We start from the raw sequence: 7,043 nt of genomic DNA, 5'->3' as shown, positions 1-7,043 counted from the left end.
CCACAGTTGATCGAATTCTCCTGTGGGAGCGAGCCTGCTCGCGAATGACCGCGCAGCGGTCTTAATCCCTACAGCACAATACTCATGCCGTCATACGCCACTTCAACATTGCGTCGATCCAGCTCCGCGCGTTCCGGCGAATCCTCATCAAGAATCGGGTTGGTGTTGTTGATGTGGATGAGCACCTTGCGCTGATCGGGCAATTGCTCCAGCACTTCGAGCATGCCGCCCGGGCCGTTCTGCGCCAGGTGGCCCATTTCCCGACCGGTGCGGGTGCCGACGCCGCGTCGCTGCATTTCGTCGTCGTCCCACAGCGTACCGTCCACCAGCAGGCAATCGCTGCTGGCCATGATCTCCAGCAACGATGCATCGACCTTGCCCAAGCCTGGCGCGTAGAACAGTTTACCGCCGGTGTTCAGGTCTTCGACGATCAGGCCGATGTTGTCGCCCGGATGTGGGTCGAAGCGGTGCGGCGAGTAGGGCGGTGCGGCGCTACGCAGTGGCAGCGGAGTGAAAAGCAGGTTAGGGCAGGCCGGGATATTGAAGCTCTGGTCCAGTTCGATGCGGTTCCAGATCAGGCCGCCGTTCCAGTGAGTCAGCATGTTGAACAACGGGAACCCGGTGCTCAGGTCTTCGTGGACCATGTCGGTGCACCAGACCTGATGCGGGCAACCTTCACGCAGCATGAGCAGGCCGGTAGTGTGGTCGATCTGGCTGTCCATCAGGATGATTGCGCCGATGCCGGTATCGCGCAGCGCGCGGCCCGGCTGCATCGGGGCGAAGCTCTGGAGTTGGGCACGGATGTCCGGTGAGGTATTGCACAGCACCCAATTCACGCCGTCATCGGAGATCGCGATAGACGACTGGGTTCGCGCCTTGGCCCGCAGGTTGCCGTTGCGAAAACCGGCGCAGTTCACGCAGTTGCAGTTCCACTGGGGGAAACCGCCGCCGGCGGCGGAACCTAGAATCTGGACAAGCATGGATGCTCCATCATTGCAACGTTGAAATTAAAAGTAACGCTGAAAATAAAACGCCTCGGCATAACCGAGGCGTCGTACTGCATGTCTGCCAAGGCAGAGATTAGCGGCTGGCGAAGTACATGGTGACTTCAAAGCCGATACGCAGGTCGGTGTAAGCAGGTTTTGTCCAAGACATGGGGGCGTTCCTTCAAGTGATGGGACTGGTGGCATCTATACATATAGTCCACCTCCGGCAAGAGGTGTCAGATAGTTAGGCAGCTATGTTACTTAAAATTTCAATGGAATTGGCTGCAAATGTTCGAGAAAGTTAATTGCAGCCTCGGTAATGATCATTTTGCCACTTGCCAAGGCGAGCCAGGACGCGGCCCGCTGGACAGGCAACGCCAACCGCCTTCGGCTTGAATCAGGCGTCGTGTGGCGGCGATGAGCGCAGGTTGATCCAACACAAGAATCGCGTCGGAGAGTTGAACCAAATATTCCGACGAGCGGTTGGCCAGCTTGCCCTGCCAGAGCAGATCGGCGGCTTGGGCGTTGGGTAATGCGTCAGCGCAGAATTGATCGACCAGCGCTTGGCGAAGAGTGACGAAACTGGCGTCATCGATGCCATGGATCATTTTTGGCAACTCATTGAGGAACTGCTCGATGTGTTGCAATAGATCCGACGGTGCGACGTTGGGTGATTGCACGCCGAACAGCAGCCCGGTTTGTCCGTGCATCTGACGCAGTGCGCTGAACACCGCGTAGCCGAGCTGCAACTCCACGCGCAGGCGCTGGTAGAAAGGCGTCTGCGTGAGGTGAGCGAGCAAGCGCCACGCTGCGTCGTCGGCGATGTCCGTGGATGCAGTCGGGCAAAACAGCAATACCGCGTGTTCGCTGGAGCCGGTGTCGATCTGGTTCCAGAGGTGTTGCGAGCGAATCGTTGGCGGAGGTGTCAGTTGGTTGTCCGGTGTGCCGGGTATGCGGCTCAGTGACAAGCCCATTGCCGCTTGGGTCTGGGCGCCGAAGCCCATCGCCAGACCGTCCCAGCGGGCAGTCGACCAGAGTTGCTGCAAGTCATCCGATTCCGCGGTGGGCTCAAGGCATTGAGCGGGCAATGCCTTGAGCAGTTGCCGAATCGGCATCAACGCAACGGTCGTCGGTTCGTCCTGTGGGAAAACCTCATCAGGGTTTGCCAGCGTTTTCAGCACATGTTCCAGGACAGTGGGCATCGGCTCCTGGAGTCCGGTCATCTTCAGCAGCCATTCATTGCCCGATGCGCTGAACGAAAAATCCACGCCCGCCTGCCGGGCTTCTTCGCGCAACGGTTGCAAGTTGTTTTCCAGGCGGGACTGGAGACTGCTGCAAGGTGCCGCGTCCAGGCGCCAACGCAGATACAGCGCACCTTCAGCACTGTTATCCGGCAACGCCTGGCTGAATTGCATTGGCGAACGCTCGCGGCGACTGCGCGAGCGATCCTGGGCAAACGTGCGCAGGCCACGGTGGGCGCTGGTCTGTCCGCGAATCAATCCGGCGTTGGGCGTTGGCGTTTCGCAGCGCAAAAACGGGTTGGGCGCCGGCAGTTGCCATTGGCCGGTGAAGTTATCCACAGCACCGATTTGTCGGAGGATTTCCTTGAGCGCCTTCACGCCGTTTTCGGATAACCCGGCTTCACGCTGTTCGCTGTCCAGTCGCGCCAGTTGCAAGGCGCCGCTGATTTGCTGCTGGCGCTGGAGCAGAACGGAGTATTCGTTGCGCAACTCACTCCAGTCTTGCCGAGCGAAAAAGCCCAGCCAATCCAATAGCTGTTCGCGGATCGCAGTTGGCTGCGCATTGCTGTTCAGCGTGAGTTCGATGTGCAGCAGGGCTTGCCCGGCGAATTGATACAGCGGGGCTGCTTTCAACTGTTGGGCCAGCCCGCGTAGTTGCAGTTCAGCCAGCAGCCCACCGGGTTTCGCTACATTCAGCCAATGGCACAGGAACGCCAGGGCTTCAGGGGATGATTCGGGCAGCGCTTCAAACGTAAACAGCAGGTCCAGGCGCCGTTGGTTCATCTGTTGATAACTTCTGTTCGTAGCATTCATCAGCGGTGCAGGTGCTTGTTGCGGAGCTCTTTTGCCCTCGGGAATGGCATCGGCGAACACTTGGGCCAGCGTTTTCAGTTCTTCGAGCGGTTGAGGACCCGCCAGGCTCAACGTCATCTGCCCGGCCTGATAAAACCGTTGATAGAAATCCTTCAGCGCTTGCTGAAACTCAGGTTGCGCAACCGGCAGGCTGTCGCGATTGCCAGCGTGAAAACCCCGCAGAGGATGAATTTCAGAAAGTCCATCGAACAGCGAAAACTGCTGTTGAGCCGTCGCATCCTGGGACCAGGCAACAAACTCCGCCTGCAGAACTTCCCGTTCCCGCTGCTGATCATCCACATTCATACGCGGATGGGCGAGCATGTCTGACAGACGCTCCAGCCCGCCGCTGAAAGCCTGAGGCGGTAATTCGAAAAAGTAATCGGTAGTGCGCTCGCAGGTGCGTGCATTCACCTGCCCGCCATGACCCTGGACGTAGGCCATCAGCCCTTGGTCCGCAGGAAAACGTTGGGTCCCCAAAAACAGCAGATGCTCCAGAAAGTGCGCCAGGCCAGGCCACGCCAACGGAACATCATGACTGCCGACGGCGACCCGCAACGCAGCAGCGGCGCGTTTCAGATCGGGCACATGACGCAGCGTTACCCGCAGACCGTTGGCCAGGGTTTCAGTGTGGGGGCGAGGGAGATTCAGCGCAGGCATGGGCACTTCCGGAACAGTGAAGTGCCAATGCTAGCGGATCAGCGCTTGTTAAGCGCGCCGTAAAGCTCGGGACGGCGATCGATGAGGTAGCGATTGGCGGCGCGGGAATCGACCATCAATTGACGATCCAGCTCGCCGACAATCAAGGCTTCATCGAGGCCGGCCTGGGCGATGCGACTGCCATCCGGCGCGGCGATGCTGCTCTGGCCGCAATAGTGGATATCGCCTTCGTGTCCGCAGTAGTTGGCGTAGGCCACGTAGCACTGGTTTTCGAAGGCGCGGGAGCGGACGGTGACGTCAGCGACGAAATCAAAGGGAATCATGTTGGCCGTCGGTGCCAGAATCAGCTCGGCGCCCTCGAGGGCCAGGCGTCGGGCATTCTCCGGAAACTCCAGGTCGTAGCAAATCAGGAAGCCGAGTTTCCAGCCGTTGAGTTCAACCACGGGGAATTCGTCGCTGCCGGGGCTGAACATCGAACGGTCAAGATCACCGAACAGGTGGGTCTTGCGGTAGTTGCAGACGCGCTCGCCCTGGGCGTCGATCAACTGCACGGCGTTGTAGATCTGGCCGTCCTCGGTGCGTTCGGGATAGCCATACAAAATGGCGATCCCGGCGGTTCGGGCGATGCGCGCAACTTGCTGTGCCGACTCACCATTGTGTACCTCCGCCAACACACTGACGGCATCGACGCCGATGTTGTAACCGGTCAGGAACATCTCCGGCAGCACCAGCAAATCGGCACCTTTGGCTTCCTGCGCCAGCTGCTGCAGACGTTGCAGGTTGCCGGCGACATCCAGAGGCAGCGGTGGACATTGGTAAAGGGCTACACGCATCGGGGATTCCTCTTACTCGGGAAGGGCGATAGGGCCTATGTCTTTGAACACATCACCCGGGCCCGGGTTCTCTTTATGTGTGGCTCCGCCGAAATGTTTCATGATGCCCCACACTGCGTTGAGCGATGTTTGCACCGCGCCTTCGACCCAGGCGGGCGTCCACGAAACGTCGTCGCCGGCAATGAATATCCCGCGTTGTTCCGCAGGCATCTCGTCCTGCATGAAGTGCGCGTACATGCGCTGGTTGTAGCGGTAGTGACCAGGCAAGGCGCCTTTGAAGGCACCCAGGAAATGCGGGTCGGCTTCCCATGAAACGGTGATCGGATCGCCGATGATCCGCGCGGCGATGTCGACTTTCGGGTAGATCTTCTTCAACGCATCCAGCGCCAGTTTCACGCGTTTTTCCACCGGGTGCGGGAGCATTTTCAACGCATCGCTCATCCACGAATACGACAGGCAAATCACCCCAGGCTTGTCGTCGCCGTTATCGAACAGGTAAGTGCCACGGGTCAGGCGATCGGTGAGGGTCATGCTCATCAGGTCACGGCCGGTTTCCGGATCCTTGTCCTTCCAGAACGGGCGGTCGACCATCACGAAGGTTTTCGACGACTGCATGTAGCGGGTACGGTCCAGGGCCATCCACATCTTTTGCGAGAACAGGGTTTCTTCGCATTCGATCTGGGTGGTCAGCAGCCAGCTCTGGCAAGTGGTCAGCACCGCGGCGTATTCGCGGGTATCGCCGTTGTTGTCGGTGACCGCAAAGCGGCCACCCGGCGCGTGGGCGATTTTTTTCACGCCGGAGCGTGGAGCGCCGCTGTGCAACGACTTGAGGCTGGTGCCTTGTGGCCAGTGTACGCAACGTTCCGGTGCATGGCGCCAGATGCCTTGCGGGACTTGTTCCACGCCACCGACCACCAGGTGCTGGTGATCGTCGCAGTTGGTCATCACCACGCGGAAAATTTCCAGCATCGAATTGGGGAAGTCGGAGTCCCAGCCACCGGTGCCGAAACCGACCTGGCCGAACACTTCGCGGTGATGGAACGACAATTTGGCGAAGGCTTTGGAGGTGGCGACGAAGTCGTAGAAGGTGCGGTCGTCCCACAGTGGCACGAGGGTGTTCCACAACTCTTTGAGGCGCGGTACGTCGCGGTCGCGGATCGCTTGCTGGATATCGGAGAACTGCGAGCCGGCTTCCAGGGCGTCGGCCCAGGCGTCAGCCACTTCCTGGAACAATGCAGGAAGATCCGCCAGTTTCTGCGCGTAATGGGTTTTACCTTCCAGATCGATGACGGTGCTGCCGGAGGCTGGCGTCAGCGGGTTGGGGAAAGGTTTAGTCTCAAGACCCAGCTTGTCGACATAGTGATAGAACGCGGTGGACGACACCGGAAAACGCATGCCGCCCAACTCGGCGACGATGCCATCGGTGCCGTTGAACGCTTGGGAGCGAAGACGACCGCCCAGCTTCGAAGCTTCATAGACCACCGGCTTGAGGCCGAGCTTCATCAGTTCGTATGCGGCCACCAGCCCAGCGATACCGGCGCCGACAATCGCCACTTCGGCACCGTGATTGTGCTCGGGAATGCTGCCCAGGCCGGCCGGGTGCTCGATCCAGTCGTCGAAGGCGAAAGGAAAGTCCGGACCAAAAATGGTGACTGGTTTTTTACCGTCTGCAGGATGGCGATTGTTCTTGTTCATGGCTGACCTTGCTGGCGACCCGACGGGGAGTGCGCGTCTGAGTATAGGAAAAGATGGCAGCCATTCTAGAGAGCGTGGAACACGTTAATAAGACGCAAAGTGTCGTCGTTTTGCTAAATAATATATCGATATGACGAAGGTATTAATCGAATTGACAATACTGACCCTTGTGGGAGCGAGCCTGCTCGCGAAAGCGCCAGCCCAGACACCACCCATTCAAGACTGAAAGCTCAAACCGGCTGCCCCCGATCAATCTTGCTGCTCAAGATGATCGAAGTCGTCGTCTTCTCCACCCCATCCACACTGCCAATCTGATCCAGCAACTGATCCAGTTGCTCCGGCGAATCGGTACGCAACCACGCCACATAATCAAATTCGCCACTCACGGCACACAGCTGTTGCACCTGGGCCATGGCACTGAGCCGGCGCAGCACTTCCTTCCCGGAGCGCGGCTGCACCGTGATCCCCACGTACGCCTGCAATCCACCATCCACCACTCGCTGGCCAAGACGCACGCCGTAACCGGTGATCACTTTGGCCTTTTCCAGTCGCGCCAGGCGTGAAGTCACCGTGGTGCGGGCGATGCCCAGTTGCCGGGCGAGCATGGCCACGCTTTCGCGGGCATTGATCTGCAGGGCGGCAATCAACTGGCGGTCGATTTCGTCAAGAACGGGCGGGCGAGTGTCAGGCAATGGGGCATCTCCAGCGGTATGGATCGGTGGATGAGCATGTTACAGGCACATCCCGCGCAACGGATGTGTGATCTGGCTTCACGA

Annotated in this window: 6 protein-coding genes; all 6 read right to left on the bottom strand. The window is 59.2% G+C overall.

Annotation, left to right across the window (positions count from 1 at the left end):
* Positions 1-68 precede the first annotated feature (68 nt).
* Positions 69-980, bottom strand: coding sequence for a pyrroloquinoline quinone biosynthesis protein PqqB (pqqB, locus tag ACW9HW_RS10440; RefSeq protein WP_095195885.1), 912 nt, complete (start codon positions 978-980; stop codon positions 69-71).
* A 100-nt stretch (positions 981-1,080) separates the two neighbouring features.
* The gene (pqqA, locus tag ACW9HW_RS10435) at positions 1,081-1,155 is read right to left on the bottom strand and encodes a pyrroloquinoline quinone precursor peptide PqqA (RefSeq protein WP_003422658.1); all 75 of its coding nucleotides are present in this window, start codon (positions 1,153-1,155) and stop codon (positions 1,081-1,083) included.
* Positions 1,156-1,309: 154 nt separating this feature from the next.
* The gene (gene pqqF / locus ACW9HW_RS10430; protein WP_095195884.1) at positions 1,310-3,739 is read right to left on the bottom strand and encodes a pyrroloquinoline quinone biosynthesis protein PqqF; all 2,430 of its coding nucleotides are present in this window, start codon (positions 3,737-3,739) and stop codon (positions 1,310-1,312) included.
* A 38-nt stretch (positions 3,740-3,777) separates the two neighbouring features.
* Positions 3,778-4,572: a carbon-nitrogen hydrolase family protein gene (locus ACW9HW_RS10425; protein WP_095195883.1), complete on the bottom strand. Its 795-nt coding sequence runs from the start codon at positions 4,570-4,572 to the stop codon at positions 3,778-3,780.
* Between the two features lie 12 nt (positions 4,573-4,584).
* Complete coding sequence (locus ACW9HW_RS10420; protein WP_095195882.1) at positions 4,585-6,267, bottom strand: flavin monoamine oxidase family protein; 1,683 nt, start codon at positions 6,265-6,267, stop codon at positions 4,585-4,587.
* Between the two features lie 230 nt (positions 6,268-6,497).
* Complete coding sequence (locus ACW9HW_RS10415; protein ID WP_007980298.1) at positions 6,498-6,959, bottom strand: Lrp/AsnC family transcriptional regulator; 462 nt, start codon at positions 6,957-6,959, stop codon at positions 6,498-6,500.
* Positions 6,960-7,043 lie beyond the last annotated feature (84 nt).

The organism is Pseudomonas sp. SDO5532_S415 (assembly GCF_054071155.1).
This window is presented reverse-complemented; position numbering and strand designations above follow the sequence as displayed.